Annotated in this window: 14 protein-coding genes and 1 riboswitch; all 14 genes read left to right on the top strand. The window is 28.8% G+C overall.

Annotated features, from left to right (window positions below):
• Positions 1 to 6: 6 nt before the first annotated feature.
• On the top strand, positions 7 to 3,696 hold the full coding sequence (locus tag HMPREF0202_RS11355) for a phosphoribosylformylglycinamidine synthase (RefSeq protein ID WP_023050938.1): 3,690 nt from the start codon (positions 7 to 9) through the stop codon (positions 3,694 to 3,696).
• A gap of 24 nt (positions 3,697 to 3,720) precedes the next feature.
• Complete coding sequence (purC, locus tag HMPREF0202_RS11350) at positions 3,721 to 4,443, top strand: phosphoribosylaminoimidazolesuccinocarboxamide synthase (protein WP_023050937.1); 723 nt, start codon at positions 3,721 to 3,723, stop codon at positions 4,441 to 4,443.
• 2 nt (positions 4,444 to 4,445) lie between these two features.
• Positions 4,446 to 5,843: an amidophosphoribosyltransferase gene (purF, locus tag HMPREF0202_RS11345; RefSeq protein ID WP_023050936.1), complete on the top strand. Its 1,398-nt coding sequence runs from the start codon at positions 4,446 to 4,448 to the stop codon at positions 5,841 to 5,843.
• Between the two features lie 12 nt (positions 5,844 to 5,855).
• Positions 5,856 to 6,881, top strand: coding sequence for a phosphoribosylformylglycinamidine cyclo-ligase (gene purM / locus HMPREF0202_RS11340; RefSeq protein WP_040407377.1), 1,026 nt, complete (start codon positions 5,856 to 5,858; stop codon positions 6,879 to 6,881).
• A complete protein-coding gene (gene purN, locus HMPREF0202_RS11335) occupies positions 6,875 to 7,450 on the top strand; it encodes a phosphoribosylglycinamide formyltransferase (protein ID WP_023050934.1) in 576 nt (191 codons plus the stop codon). The genes purM and purN overlap by 7 nt, the downstream gene beginning before the upstream one ends.
• Before the next feature lie 5 nt (positions 7,451 to 7,455).
• On the top strand, positions 7,456 to 8,985 hold the full coding sequence (purH, locus tag HMPREF0202_RS11330) for a bifunctional phosphoribosylaminoimidazolecarboxamide formyltransferase/IMP cyclohydrolase (protein ID WP_023050933.1): 1,530 nt from the start codon (positions 7,456 to 7,458) through the stop codon (positions 8,983 to 8,985).
• A gap of 14 nt (positions 8,986 to 8,999) precedes the next feature.
• Entirely contained in the window at positions 9,000 to 10,250 is a 1,251-nt protein-coding gene (purD, locus tag HMPREF0202_RS11325) for a phosphoribosylamine--glycine ligase (protein WP_023050932.1), read from the top strand.
• A gap of 80 nt (positions 10,251 to 10,330) precedes the next feature.
• Positions 10,331 to 11,788, top strand: coding sequence for an IMP dehydrogenase (gene guaB / locus HMPREF0202_RS11320; RefSeq protein WP_023050931.1), 1,458 nt, complete (start codon positions 10,331 to 10,333; stop codon positions 11,786 to 11,788).
• A gap of 52 nt (positions 11,789 to 11,840) precedes the next feature.
• Positions 11,841 to 11,916, top strand: a riboswitch (cyclic di-GMP riboswitch).
• A gap of 54 nt (positions 11,917 to 11,970) precedes the next feature.
• Positions 11,971 to 14,079 carry an HD domain-containing phosphohydrolase gene (locus HMPREF0202_RS11315; protein ID WP_040407375.1) on the top strand — a complete coding sequence of 703 codons (2,109 nt, stop codon included), beginning with the start codon at positions 11,971 to 11,973 and terminating at the stop codon, positions 14,077 to 14,079.
• Positions 14,080 to 14,096: 17 nt separating this feature from the next.
• Positions 14,097 to 15,563 (top strand): ABC transporter substrate-binding protein, encoded by a 1,467-nt coding sequence (locus HMPREF0202_RS11310; RefSeq protein ID WP_040407373.1) that lies wholly within the window; start codon positions 14,097 to 14,099, stop codon positions 15,561 to 15,563.
• Positions 15,564 to 15,579: 16 nt separating this feature from the next.
• Positions 15,580 to 16,419 carry a hypothetical protein gene (locus tag HMPREF0202_RS11305; RefSeq protein ID WP_040407371.1) on the top strand — a complete coding sequence of 280 codons (840 nt, stop codon included), beginning with the start codon at positions 15,580 to 15,582 and terminating at the stop codon, positions 16,417 to 16,419.
• A complete protein-coding gene (locus HMPREF0202_RS11300) occupies positions 16,419 to 19,034 on the top strand; it encodes a hypothetical protein (protein ID WP_023050927.1) in 2,616 nt (871 codons plus the stop codon). Before HMPREF0202_RS11305 ends, HMPREF0202_RS11300 begins: the two co-directional genes overlap by 1 nt.
• Positions 19,035 to 19,049: 15 nt before the next feature.
• A complete protein-coding gene (locus HMPREF0202_RS11295) occupies positions 19,050 to 19,958 on the top strand; it encodes a toxin-antitoxin system YwqK family antitoxin (protein ID WP_040407369.1) in 909 nt (302 codons plus the stop codon).
• 8 nt (positions 19,959 to 19,966) lie between these two features.
• Positions 19,967 to 20,716 (top strand): fimbria/pilus periplasmic chaperone, encoded by a 750-nt coding sequence (locus HMPREF0202_RS11290; RefSeq protein WP_040407368.1) that lies wholly within the window; start codon positions 19,967 to 19,969, stop codon positions 20,714 to 20,716.
• The last annotated feature ends 121 nt before the right edge of the window (positions 20,717 to 20,837 follow it).

The following is a 20,837-nucleotide window of genomic DNA, read 5'->3' as shown; positions in this document are numbered from 1 at the left end:
GGAATAATGAATAAAAGAGTATTTGTTAAGAAAAAGGATGGATTTCAAGTAGAGAGTTTAGGACTAAAGAGTGAGCTTTTAGAAAACTTAAAAGAGGATAAGATAAATAAAATAGATTTATATAACGTATATGATATTTTTAACTGCACAGAAGAGGATTTAAATCTTTTAAAAAATAAAGTTTTATCTGAACCAGTAACAGATGACGTTTATGAAGAAGTTGAATTAGATGGAAAAAAATATTTAGCAATGGAATTTTTACCAGGACAATATGATCAAAGAGCTGATTCTGCAGAGCAATGCTTAATGTTATTAAATAATAAAGCTGGTGTTCAAATAAAAAGTGGTAAACTTTTAATTTTTCATGGAGAGATAAAAAGTTTTGATAAAATAAAAGATTACTTAATAAATCCTATTGAAACTAGAGAAAAAAAATTAAATGTTTTGACACTAGAGGAAAATGTTGATATAGAACCAGTGCCAACTTATGTAGGATTTATAAATAAAAATTCAGAAGAACTAGAAAGTTTTTTATTAGAGCATGGACTAGCTATGACTCTTGAAGACCTAAAACATATTCAAAATTATTTTAGAGATGAAGAGAAAAGAGATCCAAAAGAGACAGAGATAAAAGTTTTAGATACTTATTGGTCTGATCATTGTAGACATACAACTTTTGAAACATATTTAAAAAATATAAAAATTGAATGTGGAGATTTAACAAAAAATATTCAGGATGCTTTTGAAAAATATATAGATATGAGAGCGAAATTAGGTAGAGAAGAAAAACCTTTAACTTTAATGGATATGGCAACAATTGGTGGAAGATATATAAAATCAATAGGTAAATTAGATGATTTAGAGGAATCAGAAGAGATAAATGCATGTAGCATCGAGATAGAGGTAGATGTTGATGGCAAGTTAGAGAAATGGTTACTGATGTTTAAAAATGAAACTCACAATCATCCAACAGAAATTGAACCATTTGGAGGAGCAAGCACTTGTGTAGGTGGAGCTATAAGAGATCCATTGTCAGGAAGAGCATATGTTTATCAAGCTATGAGAGTTACAGGAGCAGGAGATATAACTGAAAGTATAGAAGAAACGTTAGCAAATAAATTACCACAAGAAAAAATATCTAAAGGAGCAGCACATGGATATTCTTCATATGGAAATCAGATAGGACTAACAACTACTTTTGTAAAAGAGATTTATCATAATGGGTATAAAGCTAAAAGAATGGAAGTTGGAGCAGTTGTTGGAGCAGTAAAAAAAGAGTATGTAAGAAGAGAAAGCCCTGTTCCAGGTGATGCAGTAATTTTACTTGGAGGAAAAACTGGTAGAGATGGTGTAGGAGGAGCGACTGGATCATCTAAGGAACATAATGAAACGTCATTAACTAAATGTTCGTCAGAAGTTCAAAAAGGTAATGCCCCTGTAGAGAGAAGAATCCAAAGGTTATTTAGAAACCCAGAAGTAACAAAACTTATAAAAAAATCAAATGATTTTGGAGCAGGAGGAGTTAGCGTTGCTATTGGAGAGATTGCAAGGGGAGTAGAGATAAATTTAGATACAGTACCAGTGAAATATTTAGGACTTAATGGAACTGAATTAGCTATATCAGAATCTCAAGAAAGAATGGCTGTAGTAGTAGAGGCAAAAGATGTGGAGAAGTTTCAAAGATTAGTTAAAGAAGAAAACTTAGAATCGGCATTGGTTGCTGTAGTAACAGAGGAAGAAAGATTAGTAATAAAATATAAAAATGAAACACTTGTAGATATTTCAAGAGATTTTTTAGATACAAATGGTGTTAGACAAATTCAAGATGTAAAAGTTGTATCTACAGAAATAGAAAATCCATTTTTAGAAAATAAAGTAACGGATATAAAAGAAAAAGTAGAAAAAGTTTTACAGGATATGAACGTAGCTTCTCAAAGGGGAATGGTAGAGATGTTTGATGCTTCAATAGGAAGAAGCACAGTTCTTATGCCATATGGAGGAAAGTATCAATTAACCGAATCAGAGGGAAGTGTTCAAAAGCTTCCAACAGATAAATTTACAAATACTTGTTCAATAATGACTTATGGTTATAACCCACTAATATCGGAATATTCTCCATATTTGGGAGCTCAATATGCAGTAATAGAATCTTTAGCAAAAATTGTTGCATTAGGTGGAAGTTATAAAAAAGCAAGATTATCTTTCCAAGAATATTTTGAAAAATTAGGAAAAGATTCAACAAGATGGGGGAAACCTTTTGCTGCATTATTAGGAGGAATTGAAGCACAACTTGAATTTGAAACTCCAGCGATAGGTGGAAAAGATAGTATGAGTGGAACTTTTAAAGACTTAGATGTACCTCCAACTTTGATATCTTTCGCAGTAACAACAGAGAGTGTAAAAAATATAATATCGTCTGAATTTAAAGAAGCAGGAAATAAAATATATCTAATAAAAAGTGAAAGACTTTTTGGTGATTTACCAAATTATAAAAGATTAAAAGAAAACTTTGAGCTATTAGAAAATTCAATAAAATCAAAAGAAGTAATATCAGCATCAACAATAAAGTTTGGTGGAATAGCAGAAGCTGTTATAAAGATGTCTTTTGGAAATAAAATCGGAGCTAAAATTGAAACAAAAGAAAATCTATTTAATTTAATGCCAGGGGATATAATAGTAGAATCAGCAAAAGAATTAGATTATGGAATTCTTTTAGGAACAACAATTGATGAGAAAGTTATTGAATTAAATAAAGAAAAGTTTGAAATAGACTCTTTAATAAATATATGGGAAAAGAGATACAGTAAAATATATCCATATACAGCAGAAACAATTGGAGAAGTAATCGAAAAAGAATATATTACTAAAAAAGAGTTTAAAGCTAAAAAACTTTATGATAAACCAAAAGTTTTAATAACAGTATTTCCAGGTACTAATTGCGAATATGATACTAAAAAGGCTTTTGAAAGAGCTGGAGCAGAGGTTGAAATATATGTATTCAATAACTTAGGTGTTGAAGAGATAAAAGAAAGTATAGATACCTTATCTGAAAAAATAAAATCAGCTCAAATATTTATGATTCCTGGAGGTTTTAGTGCAGGGGATGAGCCAGATGGTTCTGGAAAGTTTATAGCAAATATTTTACAAAATAAAAAGATAAAAGAGAGTATGGAAAAGTTCTTAGAAAATGATGGATTGGTACTAGGAATATGTAATGGATTCCAAGCTCTTATAAAATCAGGGTTATTACCTTATGGAAATGTAGATAGTGTAACTAAAGACTCACCAACATTATTTAGAAATGATATAAACAGACATGTATCAAGAGTAGTTAGCACAAAAATTGTTTCAAATAATTCTCCATGGATGAGCTCATTTACTGTAGGAGAAACTCATAATATACCAATGTCTCATGGAGAGGGAAAATTTGTAGTAAGTGAAGATTTCGCAAAAGAGTTATTTGAAAATGGACAGGTAATAACACAATATTGCGATGAAAATAATCAAGTGACAATGGATAAAAATCATAATTTAAATGGGTCAACATATGCAATAGAAGGGATTGTTTCTAAATGTGGAAAAATACTAGGGAAGATGGGACATTCAGAAAGATATGAGGATGGACTATTAAAAAATATAGATGGAAATAAGATGCAAGATATTTTTACTAATGGAGTTAATTATTTTAAAAAATAAATATTAAAATGGGAGAGTGACCAAATGTTATTAGTAGAAGCAAATAAATTATATGAGGGAAAAGCAAAGAAAGTATACAAAACAGAGAATCCTAACGAAGTTATTATTTATTATAAAGATGATGCAACAGCTTTTAATAATTTAAAAAAAGGTCAAATACACAATAAAGGAATATTAAATAGTCAAATTACAACATTAATATATGATTATTTAAAGAAAAACGGTGTAGAAACTCATTTGGTAGAAAATTTATCAGAAAGAGCTCAACTTTGTAAAAAAGTAGAGATTATTCCACTAGAAGTAATTGTTAGAAATACTCTAGCAGGATCTACTGCAAAACTTTTTAAGATGGAAGAGGGACAAATTTTAGAAAACCCAATATTTGAAATATGTTATAAAAAAGATGAGCTAGGTGATCCTATGATAAATGATTATCATGCGGTTGCTTTAGGACTTGCTACAAAAGATGAGTTAGAAAATATTTATTCTCAAACTAAAAAGATCAATGAGTTATTGAAAGATTTATTTGATAAAGTAGGGATTGAGTTAGTGGATTTTAAAATAGAGTTTGGAAAAGATAACGAAGGGAATATTATCCTAGCAGATGAGATATCACCAGATTGTTGTAGACTATGGGATAAAGAAACTAGAAAAAAATTGGATAAAGATAGATTTAGAAGAGATTTAGGAGATATCGAAGAAGCTTATCAAGAAGTTTTAGCAAGACTAAATAAAATAGTGGGGTAAAAATGATAAAAGAGATAGAGTATTTTTTAAGTGGAAAAATAAATGAAGAGTGTGGAGTGTTTGGAGTATTTAATGTAGAGGATGCAGCGCAACTAACATATTATGGGCTACATTCATTACAACATAGGGGTCAAGAGGGAGCTGGAATAGCTTCCTCTGATGGAGAAAGTATCATTAGAGAAAAAGGAGAAGGATTAGTAACTGAAGTTTTTAATACAGAAAGAATAGCTAAACTTCCTGGAAATATGTCTATTGGTCATGTTAGATACTCAACAACAGGTGGAGGAGGAATTGAAAATGTTCAACCTATATTAGTTCGTTCTCACACTGGAGACTTTGTAATTGCTCACAATGGAAATATAGTAAATGCAAAAGAATTAAAAATGCAATTAGAAGCAATGGGAAGTATTTTTCATACAACATCAGATAGTGAAATAATAGGACACTTAATTCAGAGAGAAGTTGGGGATTTTCATGAAAAAATACTTAAAGCATTACCTAAATTAGAAGGAGCTTTTTCATTCCTTATAATGAATAATGAAAATCTTTTTGTAATTAGAGATAAAAATGGATTTAGGCCTTTATCGATGGGGAAATTAGAAGATGGATATGTGTTTAGTTCTGAAAGTTCAGCTTTTGAAATAGTAGGAGCTGATTACATAAGAGGGTTAAAGCCAGGAGAAGTTTTAAAAGTTTCTAAAGATGAAATAGAGTCGTTTCAATATACAGACTGTACTCAAGATAAAATGTGTTCTATGGAATACATATATTTTTCAAGACCAGATAGTAGTATAAATGGTTTGAATGTTCATACAAGTAGAAGAAACTGTGGAGCAATACTTGCGAAAGAAAGTCCAGTTGAAGCAGATATAGTTATAGGAGTACCAGATTCATCTTTATCTTCAGCAATGGGATACTCAGATTTCTCGGGAATTCCTTATGAAATGGGACTTGTAAAGAATAGATATGTGGGTAGAACATTTATAAAGCCAAATCAGCACCAAAGAGAACGTGGAGTAAAGATGAAACTTTCAGCTATGGAAGCTGTTGTTAAAGATAAGAGAGTTGTACTTGTAGACGACTCGATAGTAAGAGGAACAACATCTAAACATATAATAAAATTATTAAAGGATGCAGGAGCAAAAGAGGTTCATATGAGAATAGCATCATCTCCAATAATAAGTCCATGTTTTTATGGAGTGGATACCTCTACATATAATGAATTGATAAGTACAAGATTATCACCAAAAGAATTAGGAGAATACATTGGAGCAGATTCTTTAGCATTTTTATCAAATGATGGAATGATAGAAGGATTAGGAAAAAATATATGTCTAGCATGTTTTACTGGAAAATATCCAACTAGTATGTTTAGTTTATTAGAAAATTTAAAGAAATAGGGGTCGATAAAAGTGAGCAATAAATATATGGAAGCTGGAGTTAGCTTAGAAGCTGGATATGAATCAGTTAGAAGAATTAAAAGTCATGTTGAAAGAACTAAAGTAAAAGGGGCAATGAATAGTTTAGGAGCATTTGGTGGAATGTTTGATTTATCAGAACTTGGAATGAAAGAACCAGTTTTAGTTAGTGGAACAGACGGTGTTGGAACAAAATTAATGCTAGCATTTGAAATGGATAAACACGATACAATAGGTCAAGATGTTGTGGCTATGTGTGTAAATGATGTTTTAGTTCAAGGTGCAATGCCATTATATTTTTTAGATTATATAGCTGTTGGGAAAAACTATCCAGAACAAATTGAAGCTATAGTAAAAGGTGTAGCTGATGGATGTGTTAAGGCAGAATGTGCATTAATAGGGGGAGAGACAGCAGAGATGCCTGGAATGTATAGTGAAGGGCATTATGATATAGCTGGATTTACAGTTGGAGCTGTAGAGAAAAAAGATTTAATAACTGGAAAGGACATAAAAGAAGGGGATGTTCTTGTAGGAATATCATCTAGTGGAGTTCATTCAAACGGTTTTTCTTTAGTTAGAAAAATAATAAAAGATGCAAATTTAGATTTGAAAAAAATATATGAGGGATTTGAAAACTCTTTAGGGGAAGAGTTGTTAACACCAACAAAGATATATGTAAAAACAGTAAAAGAAGTTTTAAAAAATATAGATATAAAAGGAATGTGCCATGTTACAGGTGGCGGATTCTATGAGAATATACCTAGAATTATACCTGAGGGGATGGGAGTAGAAATTGATTCTAAAAATATAAATGAGCTTCAAGTATTTAAATTTTTAGAAGAAAAAGGAAATATTCCTAAAAAAGAGATGTTTAATGTATTCAACATGGGAGTTGGATTCATATTTGTTGTATCTAAAGAAAATTTAGATAAATTAGTTGAAAAATTAGAGGGGTTACAAGAAAAGCCAATGATATTAGGGGAAGTTAATAGAAAAGTAGGAGTAGAAATAAAATGGTAAAAATTGCTGTTTTTGCTTCTGGAAATGGTGGGAATTTTCAGAGGATAGTTGAAGCTCAAAAGTCAGGAGAGGGAAAAGGATACGAAGTTAAAGTTCTAATTGTTGATAAAGAGAGTGCATACGCTATAGAAAGAGCAAAGTCGTTAGGGATACCATATTATTTTATTAATCCAAAAGAGTATAACACAAAAATGGAATTTGAAGAGAAGATTATAGATATATTAAAAAAATCTGAGATAGAATATATAGTTTTAGCGGGATATATGAGGATAATATCGCCAATATTATTGGAGGAATATTTTAATAAAATAATAAATATCCATCCAGCTTATTTACCTGAATTTCCAGGAAAAGATGGTATTGGAGATGCATACAAAGCTAGAGCAAGTAAAACAGGAGTGACTATTCATTATGTGGATAGTGGAGTTGATACAGGGGAGATAATATATCAAGAAAGATTAAAAATAGACCCTCAATGGGGATTAGAGGATCTTAAAAATAAAATACATGAAATAGAACATAGAATTTATCCTATGATTTTAACAAAGTTATTTAAAAAGGGAGAATAATATAGATGAAACGTGCGTTAATAAGTGTATCTGATAAAACAGGAATAGTAGAATTAACTAAAGAGTTAGTAGAGTTAGGATATGAAATAATTTCTACAGGTGGGACAAAGAAAACATTAGATGAAGCGGGGATAAAGACATTAAGTATATCGGATATTACAAGTTTTCCAGAAATTATGGATGGAAGAGTAAAAACATTACATCCAAATGTTCATGGAGCATTATTGTGTGTTAGAGATAATAAAAATCATTTAAAAGCTTTAGAAGATAATAAAATAGATTTAATAGATATGGTAGTTGTAAATTTATATCCATTTAAAGAAACATTAGCTAAAAAAAATGTAACTCATGAAGAGTTAATTGAAAATATAGATATAGGTGGGCCAAGTATGCTAAGATCAGCAGCTAAAAATTACAAATCAGTTACAGTAATAGTTGATCCAAAGGATTATAAAGCAGTGGTTTGTGAGCTAAAAGAAGCTGGAGATACCTTATTAGAAACGAGAGAGAGATTAGCAGCAAAAGTATTTAGACATACGTCATCATACGATACTTTAATTGCAGAGTATTTAACAAATAAAGTGGAAGAAAAATTCCCAGAAACAATAACTGTAACTTATGAAAAAGTACAAGACTTAAGATATGGAGAGAATCCACATCAAAAAGCTGGGTTTTACAAAAAAAGCTTTGCAGGATACTCTATGGGAAATGCCAAACAATTACACGGGAAAGAGTTATCATATAATAATATCCAAGATGCTAATGCAGCATTAGAAATATTGAAAGAGTTTAAAGAACCAACTGTAGTTGCAGTTAAGCATATGAATCCATGTGGTGTAGGAAGTGGAAAAAATATAAATGAAGCTTGGAAAAAAGCTTATGAAGCTGATAAAACATCGATTTTCGGAGGAATTGTTGTAAGCAATTCATGTATAACAAAAATGGTTGCAGAAGATTTATCGAAATTATTTTTAGAAATTATAATAGCTCCAAGTTTTGAAAAAGAAGCTTTAGATATTATTACTCAAAAGAAAAATATAAGAGTATTACAAATTGATATGGAAAGTGAAATTTTAAATAAAATGAAAGTAACATCTGTTATGGATGGAGCACTAATTCAAGAGTTTGATGAGATGAAAGTATCTAAAGATGAACTTATATGTGTAACTGAAAGAAAACCAACAGATGAAGAGATAGAAGCATTGATATTTACTTGGAATGTTGTAAAACATGTAAAGTCTAATGCGATTGTTGTGGGAAAAGATAACCAGACTATAGGAATAGGGGCAGGACAAATGAATAGAGTGGGTGCTGCTAAAATAGCTTTAGAGCAGGGACACAAAAAGTGTGAAGGAGCGGTTTTAGCTTCTGATGCGTTTTTCCCAATGGACGATACAGTAGAGTTAGCTGCTAAATTTGGAATTACAGCTATAATTCAACCAGGAGGATCAATAAAAGATACCCTTTCAATAGAGGCGTGTAATAAGCATGGAATAGCTATGGTATTTACAGGAGTTAGGCACTTTAAACATTAATTTTGGAGGAGTTTATGAAAGTTCTTATAGTTGGAAAAGGTGGAAGAGAACATGCAATTGCATGGAAAGTAAAAGAAAGTGATTTAGTTAAAGAAATATTTATAGCCCCTGGGAATATTGGTATGGAAAGCTTAGGTACATTGATTAATATCCCAGAAGAAAAAATAGAAGAGTTAGCAGATTTTGCTCAAAAAAATAAAATAGATTTGACAATTGTGGGACCGGAAAATGTTCTTGCTTTAGGAATTGTAAATGAATTTGAAAGAAGAGGATTAAAAATCTTTGGTCCTACAAAAGAAGCTGCAAAAATTGAATCAAGTAAAGAGTTTGCTAAAAAACTTATGAAAAAATATGGTGTACCTACTGGAGATTATGAAACATTTACTGACTTGGAATTAGCAGTAAAGTATGTAGAAGAAAAAGGTACTCCAATAGTTATAAAAGAGGATGGATTAAAAGCAGGAAAAGGTGTAACTGTTGCATTTTTAATGTCAGAGGCAATTGAAGCATTAGAAGTAGCTTTTAGTATCCCGAATAATAAGGTTGTAATAGAAGAGTACTTAGATGGGTTTGAATTTTCTATAATCGCTTTAACAAATGGCGAGACAGTAATTCCATTAGAAATAGCCCAAGATCATAAAAGAGCTTATGATAATGATGAAGGGCCAAATACTGGTGGAATGGGAGTTTACTCACCAGTAGATAAAATTGATTCGAATGTAATAGATGAAACTTTAGAAAAAATATTAAAACCAATGGCTAAAGGAATGGCAAAAGATGGAATTTCATTTAAAGGATTTCTTTTTGGTGGAATAATGTTAACAAAAGATGGTGTAAAGACGATAGAGTTTAACGCTAGATTTGGAGATCCCGAAGCTGAGGGGATTCTTCCAAGATTAAAGTCAGATTTTGTTAAAGCAATATTGGATTTAATGGAAAATAAAGATGTAGACTTAGAGTGGGATGATAGATATACAGTAGCAGTGGTAATGGCTTCAGAAAATTATCCAAAATCATCAACAATAGGAAGTGAAATAGAAATACCAAAGGATTTAGAATCTGTAGTATTTCATATGGGAACTAGAAAAGTTCATGGCAAAATTGAAACAAATGGTGGAAGAGTATTATCTGTGGTAGCTTATGGAAATACCTTGGAAGAAGCAAAAAAGAATGCTTATTTAGATGTGAAAAAAATAAATTGTAAAAAATTATTTTTTAGAAATGACATAGGCTCAAAAATGTGCTATAATAACGAAAATAAATAAAAAAAGACCTGCACAGTACTAAAAAAAAGTGCAGGTCTTTATTTAAAAATTGGAAAATTATAATTGGAGGCAGTAGGAAAATGATGAATGGAAAAATAATAAAAGAAGCAATAACTTTTGATGACGTGCTATTAGTTCCAGCGAGATCAGAGGTATTACCGCATGAAGTGAGTTTAAAAACAAGACTTACAAAGGATATCGAATTGAATATTCCAGTTTTAAGTGCAGCGATGGATACAGTAACAGAAGGAGACTTAGCAATAGCTTTAGCAAGACAAGGTGGAATTGGATTTATACATAAAAATATGAGTATAGAAGATCAAGCTGCTGAAGTAGACAGAGTAAAAAGAAATGAAAGCGGAATGATAAAAAATCCAGTAACTTTAACTAAAGATTCTACAGTATGGCATGCTGAAGAGATAATGAGAAGATATAAAATATCAGGATTACCAGTAATTGAAGAAGATGGGTCATTGATTGGTATCATAACAAATAGAGATTTGAAGTATAGAAAAGATATGGATCAATTAGTAAGTGACATAATGACAAAAGAAAATTTAGTAACAGCACCTGTTGGAACAACATTAGAAGAAGCAAAAGATATATTATTAGAAAATAGAATAGAGAAATTACCAATAGTTGACGAAAATGGAAAGTTAAAAGGACTAATAACAATAAAAGATATTGATAATTTAGTAGAGTATCCATTTGCATGTAAAGATTCTCAAGGAAGATTAAGAGTTGGTGGAGCAGTTGGTGTTGGAGCAGATACTTTAGAAAGAGTAAAAGCTCTAGTAGAAGCTGGTGTAGATATAATAACTGTAGATTCAGCACATGGTCATTCAAAAGGTGTTATGGAAAAAATAAAAGAGATTAGAGAAAATTTTCCTAAGTTAAACATAATTGGTGGAAATATAGTAACTGCAGAAGCAGCTTTAGATTTAATAGAAGCTGGAGTAAATGCTGTTAAAGTAGGAGTAGGACCAGGATCTATTTGTACAACGAGAGTTGTAGCTGGAGTAGGTGTTCCTCAATTATCAGCAGTTAATGATGTATATGAAGTTTGTAAAACAAGAGGGATTGGTGTTATAGCAGATGGTGGAATAAAACTATCTGGAGACATGGTAAAAGCTTTAGCGGCAGGAGCAGATTGTGTAATGTTAGGAGGATTATTAGCAGGAACAACTGAAGCCCCTGGAGAAGAGATGATATATGAGGGAAGAAGATATAAAGTATATGTAGGAATGGGTTCAATGGCAGCAATGAAAAGAGGATCGAAAGATAGATATTTCCAAAATGATGCTAAAAAATTAGTTCCTGAAGGAATAGAGGGAAGAGTTTCGTATAAGGGAAGTTTGAAAGATGTTGTTTTCCAACTTTGTGGAGGAGTGAGAGCTGGAATGGGATATTGTGGAACATCAACAATTGAAGATTTAAAAGTTCATGGAAAATTTGTAAAAATTACAGGAGCAGGATTAAAAGAGAGTCATCCACACGATATTATTATAACTAAAGAGGCTCCAAACTATTCTAAATAGATATAAAAAGTTGACTTTAATGTTTTGATTGATTATAATTAAAGAGAAATCTTTATTTATAAGGCAAAGTAGGGGAAACCCTATGACGCAAAGCTATAGGGTCTTTAAAATGGCAGCCAGCTGCAGTAGTCTTTGTGATTATTGCAGTTTTTTTTTGCAAAAAATTATTTATGGAGGAAAAAATGAAAAAAATAATATTATTATATTTAATGTTAGTAAGTTGTAGTATTTTTTCAAAAGATAACATTAATATAACAATACCATCAAATACAACAGATATGTATTTGTATAAAGATTTAGAGAAAGGTGAATATCAAGGAGTTTATATAGATATTTTTGCAGATGTATTAAAAAATAAAAATATAAGTATAAATTTAGATGGTGAAGATAGTGACGTTGTACTAAGAACGATTGAAACTCTTGATGGGAAGAGAGTGTATGATTATTTTGATACTCCAATGATATATAGAGTAGGAGTTGTTGTTAATAAAAATTCCACACTTTCCAACTTAGGAAATGTAAAAAATTTGAAAGTAGCATATATTCCAAATCAACATGGATTAAAAGAGTTTAAAGAAAGATACAACAACTTAAATCTAGAAAAAATCGAAGTGAAAAACTTAGACGAAGGATTAGAAAAACTTTCAGAGGGAGAAGTTGATGCTTTTATAGCACAAGATTGGTATGATAAAAATTCAGGAGAAACAAATTATAAACTTTTAGAGAATATTAGATATAACGAACAAATAGCAATTAAGAAAAATTTGAAAAATATTCATAAAGAGATAGAGGAAACTATGGACACTATAGAAGGAGATAGTTTTCAAAAATTATTATCAAAAAATAGAATAGAATTTTATAAGTATTTACTAAAAGATACACCAAGTTATGAAAAAGTAAAGGAAAGCTATAAAACTATAAAAGTGAAATTAGGAAAAGATAAATTTATGTTACCTTTTTACTATGAACAAAAGGGTATTTACCAAGGATTAACAGTTAATATAACTAAAGAGTTAGAGCAAATAATAGGGGTGCCATTTGTTTTTATAAAAAATGGAGAATATGATATGGAAGGAATAGCCATTGAAAATAGTGAAGGTAAAAGTAAAATTAATTATACAAAACCATACTATGAAATGAAATTATCAGTGGCAAATAGAAAATCTGATGGGTTTATACAAAATATTTCAGATTTAGATAAAGCTAAAATATTAGTATTAAAAGGGGATTATAGCTATACTTATTTAAAAAATATACTAAAAAATAGTCAGATAATAGAAGTTGAAAGTTATGAAGAGGGATTAGAAAAGTTATTAAGTCAAGATGGTGAATATTTAGTAGGTTATTTTAATATATTGACGGGAGTAATAAGTAATAATTTTTTAGATGATAAAATTAAAGTAGCTGGAATATTAAATGATTCTTTTGGAGTTAGTTTTGGAATTTCAAAAGAACAAAAAGAGTTATCAAATTTAATAGAAACAATATTAGAAAGTTTCACTGTTGATAAAACAGTTATAGATAATAATTTGTTAAAAAATTCTATAGTTACTCAAAATTATAAATTAATTTTAAAAATATCAATACCAGTAGTAATATTTATATTTATTTTAATAATATTAATAGTTAAATCTGAAAAAAATAGAAAAAAAGCTGAAGAATTAAGTTTTTCATTAATCGAAGTTTTAGAGATGGCAAATCAACTAAATGATGAAGATACAGGAGATCATGTGAAAAGACTAGGGATGTATTCAACCCTTTTATCTGAAAAGGCAAATGTTCCTACAGAATCAAGAGAGAATATTAAAAGATTTTCTTCTTTGCATGATATAGGAAAAGTTGCAATTCCATCAGAAATTTTGAAAAAACCATCTAAATTAACTAAAGATGAATTTAATAAAGTGAAAGAACATGTAAATATAGGGTATGATCTAGTAAAAAAATTAAAACTAGGAAAAGTAGCTGAAAATATAGTTAGATATCACCATGAAAAATGGGATGGAAGTGGTTATCCTTTAGGATTGAAAGGAGAGAATATTCCGCTAGAAGCGAGAATTGTAGCTGTTGTTGATGTGTATGATGCATTGAGACAAAAGAAATTCCATAGAGGTGCACTGTCTCATTTAGAAGCCTTAACAATGATTGAAAATGAGAAAGGAAAAAGTTTTGATCCAGAACTAGTTGATATTTTTGTAGCAAATAATAAAGAATTTGAAAAGATTTATGAAGAAAATAAAGAGTCGTTAGATTTAGCAACAGAATTCTATTCTGCAATAAAAAATAATAAATAATATTAAGAGGTGAAAATTTGAAAAGATATTTATGCTTAATTTTATTTACTCTGACAATAACCTTAACTTTTGGAGAAGTGGAAACTTATTTAGAAGAGATACCATTTAATGAGTATAGTGATTTAAATAAAGATAATATAATTAATAGTAATAATGATGAAATAAAAATAGTGCAAGCAGTTAAAATAGCAACTGTAGATCCTATTTTAATGAAGGATCAGTATTCAATGAGAGTTGTAGACTATCTTTATGATACATTATTTAATTATAATGAAAAAGGTGAAGTTGTTCCAAATTTAGTTGAAAAATGGGAATGGAAAGATGACAGAGTTTTAGAACTTAAGTTAAGAGAAGATGTTTATTTTCAAAATGGGGATAAAATGTCAGCAAAAGATGTAAAAGAATCTTTTGAGAGGATGTTAAAAAGTGGTGTTTTTAAAGATTTTTTTAATGATATTCAAAATATAAAAATTATAGATATAAATACAATAGAGATAAAGTTAAGAGGAAAAAATAATCTTTTTTTATCAATGTTGACTTATTATATGTGTTCAATAACTAAGTATGAAAATGGAATTATTTATGGAACTGGGCCATATAAATTGGATAAAATAACAAGTAAAGAGGTTATTTTATCTAAGAATGATAAATATTTTAAGAAAAATCCAGGTCCTTTTAAAATAGAGATTTTATCAGAGATAAGTGATAGAAAAAGAGCACTTTTATATTTTAATGAGGATGTTGATGTTGTTTTAGATTTGAGTCCAAAACAAATAGAAGAACTTCAAAAAGAAGGACTTATTGATAAGAATGCAATATTAAAAAAGACAAAAGAGTTGGATACAGTTGCAATAATATTTGGAAATAAAAATAAAATTTTTACAGATAAAAAAAATAGACAAGTTATAGAAAGTGCTATCGATAAGGATGAAATTTTGAAAAATATTTTTAAAGAAAAATCTGTAAGTACATTCTTTCCAGAAAGTTTGTTTGAGTCAAAGTTATCTATTGTAAGAAAAAGTAGTTTTTCAATTGATGATTTAAATAAAAGTAGTGTAAAAAATAAAAAAATAGAGATAACTGTTTTAAATGACGATATTTCTATAAAAATTGCTAATAGTTTGAAAAAACAATTAGAATTAAAAGGGGTTTTAGTAGAAGTAGTGCCGTACCAACAAGAGGCTTACTTAATGAAGTTAGAAAATCAAGATTATGAAATAGCTATATATAGTGTTCTTTTTGATGAAAAGTATTTAATTTATAATTTGGGAAAAGTAATGGTGCATGATATAGGTGATCAAGATATGTATAATGCATCTTTACCATTTTTAGAGATTTTAAAAGATGAAGAAGAAAAGGAAAATAGAGATAAAATATATGATAAAATTGTTTTTTTAATATCTAAAAATATACCGTATATTCCATTGATACATAGAGAAAAAATTGCTGTAGAAAATGGGAAATCAAATATATTGCTGAAATAATGGGAGATGATATATTTTGAAAAAAGTTTTGTTGTTTTTTCTATTAATTTTTCGTTTAGTAATTTTTGGAGATATGAAATCAGATACGTCACGACTAGTTGAAAAAAGAGAAGTTGTAGGAGAGGGATATCAAAATATAGATTATTTAACGAATAATTTTAAGATAACAGGATTAGGTGGTTATGACAAATTAATTTATGAATTTGAAAGTTTTGGAAATGATTTTTTTAAGAAGGGTCATATGTTAGAACCGCGAATAAAGATAAAGCAAATGTGGATAGAGCCATTGGATGCAACTATAGATACGAATAATAAAGTTATTTTAGGGTTTAATGGTAATTGTAATTTAAGAGTAAGAACTGTTGTAGGAGTGAGAAATAGCTCGAGATTAAGTGGGAAATATACATCGTATCCGATTATATTAATCTTAAAAGGGAAAAGAAAAAATAGCTCTAGCTATGATAGAATTATGATAGAGGTAAGAATGGAGTTAGATATAGTAAAGACGTTAAAAATTTCAACAACTCCAATGGACTTAGGAATAGGAGTACAAGGGCAGATGCTATCTTCGTCACATGGAAATCATGGATATTTAAACATAGAGGGAGAGCCGAATAGGAATGTAATAATTAACTACCCAAGAGAAGTTGAAATGTTTAATAAAATGGGGAAAGGTAGTATAAAGGTTGAGATATCAAGTCCGGACTTATATTCTACAGGAAATGAAGAATATTCTACAAGGTTATCTGAAAGAGGTGAAAAAAAAGTAACTTTTTTTGGACAGGTTAGAGATACTAAAAAAGCAGTACCAGGTAAGTATAGTGGAGATTTAAAAATAAAGGTAAGGTATAACTAATGAAAATAATAAAAATAGCTTATGTAGGATTGGTAGCTATTTTTTTTCAGTTTTCTTCAGCTAATTTATTTGCACAAGAAGATGTAGGTCTAGATGAAGCATACATTGAAATAAAAAGTAAATCATTAAAAGATGATTTTTTTATGGCTAGATATGACTTTGAAAATGATCAAATATATATACCTATAAAAGGACTATTTTATTTTTTAGAGATTTACTCAGTTGATGTTAATTTAAAAAGAAAAACTGTACAGTTCCAAGTGGATAATGAAAAATATAAAGTTGAGATAAAATCAGGAAAAAACTTTGTAATTGATGATGATATTTATGTGGAATTAAAAGTATTAGAAAATGATTTTAAATTTAAAGAATCTAATTGGTCAAGTCAGGACTTGAAGTTAACTTTAAATCCAGAGTTTATATTGCCTTTTGAAATAAGAGAGAAAGGTAAGGTTGAGAGGCTTAGATTAAATGAAAAAAAAGAGGATGAAGAGTTTAATATAATAAGACCAGAGAAAAGGATATTAGCTCCAGGGTTGATAAAAGTAAATTATTCAAAAATAGATTTGGAAAGTAAAGAAAATCAGCTTAACTTAGAGTATGGAACTCAATTTTTATATGGAGATTTATATTTGAACTATAATTTAGAGCCAGAAAGTTCTATGAAAAATTATAATTTAACTTATAATGATGTTTATAAAAAAAACGATGTGATTTTAGGAGAGTTTTATATAAAAACACCAGATTTTTTGAATATAAATGGAATGGTTGAAGGGTTTAGTTTTGGTGAAAAAAATACGTATAGTTCTACTGTTGGAAATATAACAACGATAAAAGGTGAAGCTCAAGGAGCAGATGTAATTGAATTATATCAAAGTGGAGTATTATTAGATTATCAAAGACCTATAGAAAAGAACTTTGTATTTGAAGTGAGAGATCGAAATTATGGAGGAGACTATTCATTAAAAATTTATTATAAAAATGGCCAAATAGAAACAAGAAAAGTATATACAGTTGGAGATTCAAATTTACTTGGTGAAAATGAGTGGGATTATAATATACAATTTGGACAAGAAAAAAATAATGGAAGAAGTCAAAGTGTAAATGAAATAAATTATGGAGTTACTAAGAATTTGACTTTAGGTATAGGAGTATTAGAGTTAGAATCTGAAAAAAATAGAAAATATAGTATATTAAAAAATGAGATTATATATAAAATTGGATTATCTAATAGTTATCCAATGGTAATCAATTTTCAAAATTTTTATGAAACAGAAAATCAAGAAAATAGTTATGAAATTAGAATAAATCAAAAAATAAAAGATTATAGTTTAAATATAAAGCATTTTAAATACTCTCCTTATATAAGTGAAGAGAATAATACAATAGAATATAACTCTTTTGGAATTTCTAGAGACTTTATTACAACAAGAATAGGATTAGGATATCAAGAGGAACTAAAAACTAATGAAAAAACTAGAGAAAAAGGATATTATATAAGTTTGGAAAACAGAAGTATTAGAAACTTTTCATTATTTCTAGATGCGGAAATGACCCAAAAAGAAACGAGCAAAAAAAGTTATTCTATAAATCCTGGAGTGAGCTATGGTGGAATGTCTGGATTTACAATGATTTTACAGGCTAATATAGAAAAGAATGAAGACTTGAAAACAGACTATTCTTTAAAGGTATTAGGAAGAAGAAGAGAGTTTTTTTCTACAGGAATGGAATATGTTTTAGGAACAGAACTTTTGTATAATGAAGAGAAAAAAAGCAGATTTTCAATAGATTTTACTATGTATTTAGATAAAAATATTTATGTGGAACTTCCTGTATCTAGAAAAGAAAATGGAGAATTAAACACAGGGATAACCATAGAAAAAACATTTGATATATCTAATTTAAAAAGAGATGTGGGAGATAGACAAGTTGATAACTCGTGGATTTATGGGAAAGTTTATATAGATTCTAATGATAATGGAAAGTATGATGTTGAAGAAACTGTGTTACCAGATGTAACAGTAGTTGTTGATGGTAAAAAAGTAGTTTCTGATTTGAATGGAGAGTATATTGTACCTGGATTACTTCCTCTTGAGAATTATAAAGTAGAGGTAGATAGAAAAAGTATTGATCCAATGTTAACTCAAGTTATAGATAAGAAAAAAGTTCAAACAAGAGCATCAATAGGAACAAGATATGATATAGGGGTTCAAGCAGTATCAATGGTAACAGGAAATATCATTCCAGGAGAAAATATTTCATCACAAGAATTAATAAGAATACTAAGTATGACTAATATAGCCTTAGAAAAAAATGGTGAACTATATAAAGAGATAGATCCGGAGTTTGATGGAATGTTTTTCTTTGAAAATGTATTACCTGGAAAATATAAAATGAAGTTTAACTATTTAGGTAGTGATGATATAAAATTTATAAAAGATTACTTAGAGGTAGATATTAAACTTATTCATGAGGATGAAGGGGAATATTTCGAAGGTTATGACGTTATTGTGAATAAATCTATTAGTGAAGAGAATGAATCTGTATCTAATGAAGATCAAAATGATGAAAGTGATACTGGGTATGATTTAGATGATATTTTAAATAATTTTTAAAAGGAGAGAGAGAGGTTGAAGAAAAGATGGGTTATAAATTTTTTAATCACTTATATTGTACTATATAATCTGACCTTTTCCAGTTTAAGGAAAGAGAATATAAATAAAAAGTCATTAAGAAACCAGATAGTTTATTTGGTAAATGAAACCTCTCCTTTTACAGGAGAGTTAATAGGTGAAGGGATAAAAGAACAATATGAAAATGGAATAAAAAATGGATTTTTTCAAGGATTTGTTCAAGATAAAAATGAAAGATTTGTATATGAAGGAAAATATATAAATGGTATTAAACATGGGGTTTGGACATTAAAATACTTGAATGGAGATACTAAGGGAATTCTGAAGTATAATTATGATAAACCGAACGGTCAATGGACATATTTTTATGAAAATAAAAATATGGAAGGTTATGAAAATTTAGAGGATGGGATTTTACATGGTAAAGTTGTAAAATATTCACCAGTTGGTGAATTGCTGACAAAAGTAGAATACTATAATGGACTTTTAGAAGGTGAAGCTGTATTTTTCTATAAAGGTGAAATATTAGAAACATTAACAAATTTTAAATATGGAAAAATAGATGGTGGAATAAAAATATTTGGAGCAGATGGTGCACAAATGTTAGAGGGCACTTATAAAAATAATAAGAGAGAAGGAGTTTGGAAGTTTTTTTATAAAACAGGAGATATAAAAACTGTTGTAAATTATAAAAATGGTTTAAAAGATGGTGAAATTATAATTTATGATAAAGCAGGTTTAGTAGCTCAAAAGTCTAGATTTATACAAGGAAATGAAGTTGATAGTAATGGAAGCGTATTGAAAAAAGATAAAGAGTTAAAAGATTCTATTGTAGATAGATTTAAGAAATTTAATAGAAGTTTAAAATATGAAAAATATGATAAAATATTAAGTGAAATGGAGTGAGTAAAAAAATGAAAAAATTTATATTAGGAATTATGTTTTTTTTAGTAATGTTGACAAGCTATTCTTTTAATTTTAGTGTAGCTCCAACAAGGTTTGAAATAGGATTAGATAAGATAAACACCAACGAAATAACTTTAATAAATAACACAACAAGTCCAATGAGATTAGAAAGTTTTTTAGAAAGTGCTCCTGGATATGAAAAATATAGTTTAAATAATCATATAAAGTTATATCCTAAAATGGTCGCTATCAAACCAGGTAGCAAACAAGTGGTAAGATTTAGAGTAAAGCCTGAAGTAGGAATGGAAGCTGGAGAATATAAAAGTTATGTTGTGTTTAAAGAAATTCCTTTGAAAGAGTCATTGAATAAAAATGAAGGTAAAGTAGACGCTCAAATAAAAATGATAACAGAAGTTGGAATTAGTATATATGGATATTACGGAGAGATAAAAAGAGGGACAAATATTTCTAATTTGCAAATTTCTTATAATTCAAAAACTTCAAATTTAAAAATAACAGCAGATTCAAACTCTAAGGGAAATAGCTCGGAATTATTAAAACAAAAAATAGAAATTCTTGGAGCAGGAGGAACTATAAGTGATACTATTGATTCACAATTTGGAAGAACAGAAAGAACTGGGAAATCAAAAATAGAAAGTTCAATGAAAATTGAAAAATTGAAAGGAAAAAAAGTTAGAGTAACTATATATGATTCACAAGATAAAGTTATTGATAAAAAAGTAACAGATACTTTATAATTAAATAAAAAATACACATTTGAAAAAAATGTGTATTTTTTTTAAAAAAAGTTATTGACGAACTTTTTATTTTATGATACTATATTTTTTGTCAGCGGGAAACACCGCAGACGAAGGAAAA

Source organism: Cetobacterium somerae ATCC BAA-474, assembly GCF_000479045.1.
GTDB classification, from domain to species: domain Bacteria; phylum Fusobacteriota; class Fusobacteriia; order Fusobacteriales; family Fusobacteriaceae; genus Cetobacterium_A; species Cetobacterium_A somerae.
Note: the sequence above shows the minus strand (reverse complement) of the source record. Positions and strands in the feature narration are given on the sequence as shown.